This is a genomic window from Nonomuraea recticatena, assembly GCF_039533245.1.
Classification (GTDB): Bacteria; Actinomycetota; Actinomycetes; order Streptosporangiales; family Streptosporangiaceae; genus Nonomuraea; species Nonomuraea roseola.
Map to the genome: position 1 here is coordinate 1 of NZ_BAAATE010000107.1, position 1406 is coordinate 1406.

Consider the following 1406-nt stretch of genomic DNA (forward strand, 5'->3'; position numbering starts at 1 on the left):
CGCATCCCCGGCACCTGCGCGTGGCCAGGATCGCCACGCTCGCCACCCTGAGCATGGCGATCCTGACGACGCTCGTGATGCCGGGGGCCGGACTGCTCAGGGACGGCGGCACGACCCGTCCGGCCCTGGCCGCGATCGGCATCCTGGCGATCACCGCCGCGCAGGCGGGCGTGCTGTACGCCGCCGTCACCCCGCAGGTCTCCAGCCGGGCCCTGGCGCGCCTGGTGACTGTCTTCCTGCTCGCCGCGGCCGCATCGGTGCCCCTGGTGGCCCCGCTGGCCGGCACCCGCTGGCACACCTGGGCCTGGGTGGGCGGCTCGGTGCTGGCCACCGCTCCCTTCCTGGGCGGCAGGTGGCTGCGGATCGGGACGGGCTGCGCCGCCGTCGCCGTCTCGGTGGCGGTCGGCTGGTGGCAGGGCGCGCCTCTCGCCTATGCGGTCATCACGCTGGTCACGGCGCTGTGCGTGGTAGCCGTCAACGGCCTTCACGTGTGGCTGTGGACGCTGCTGCTCGAGGCGGAGTCCGGCCGTACGGCGCAGGCCAGGCTCGAGGCGGCCGAGGAGCGGCTGCGCCTGGCCCGTGAGGTGTACGACCTCCTCGGCCGCGATCTGTCGGTGATCGCGTTGAAGGCCGAACTGGCCGAGCGCGACCCCGAGCGCGCCGTGCAGGAGGCAGCCGACCTGCACAGGCTGGCCACCGCCGCGCTCGCACGCCGCGCGGCCGCCGACCCACCCGCGTGACGCAGATCGCGCAGGCCGTCACTCCCGCCTCCTGGCTGACCTGCCGGTTCGCCGGTTGGCCGTCCCGGGGACGCGGTGCTGGGCATGGCAGGAACACGACGGATTCTGACAGTCATACGACTCGTGTTCTCGGCCGTGCGTGCCAGCATGGGTGATCGGCCGGATACCGCCCCGCCGCCTCCTGCCGATGAAGGGTGTGATCGGGTATGAGTCTCGCTGATGTGCTGCTCAGCGCCGGGCCGCGGTCCGAGGCCGCTGTCGAGCTGGCCTTCTTCGGCCGGCTCGTCGGCTCCTGGGACGTGGCGGTGACGAACCACCATCCTGACGGCGCCAGCGAGGAGCTGCTGGGGGAGTGGCACTTCGGGTGGGTGCTGGACGGCCGCGCCATCCAGGACGTGTGGCTGGCTCCCAGCCGGGCCGAACGGGCCAGGACCGGGGACGAGAGCGGGGAGTGGGGAGCGACGCTGCGCTTCTACGATCCGCGGATCAAAGCCATCCGTTCCACGTGGATCGGCCCCGCGCGAGGTTGGGTCCTGCCGTTCATCGCTCGTCAGCAGGGTGAGGAGATGGTTCTGGAGGGGACCTTCGACGGCGTGCTGACCCGTTGGATCTTCTCCGACGTCAAGCCCGGCTCCTTCCACTGGCGCGCCGTCGAGTCATCGGACG

2 protein-coding genes are annotated in these 1406 nt (G+C 72.3%); both read left to right on the plus strand.

The genetic code is table 11. The features are described from left to right. Positions 1 to 740, plus strand: a 740-nt coding sequence (locus ABFX50_RS50540) for a histidine kinase (RefSeq protein ID WP_346158427.1), incomplete at its 5' end; no start/stop codon positions are given. Positions 741 to 946: 206 nt separating this feature from the next. Then, on the plus strand, positions 947 to 1406 hold a 460-nt coding region (locus tag ABFX50_RS50545; RefSeq protein ID WP_346158429.1), incomplete at its 3' end, for a hypothetical protein.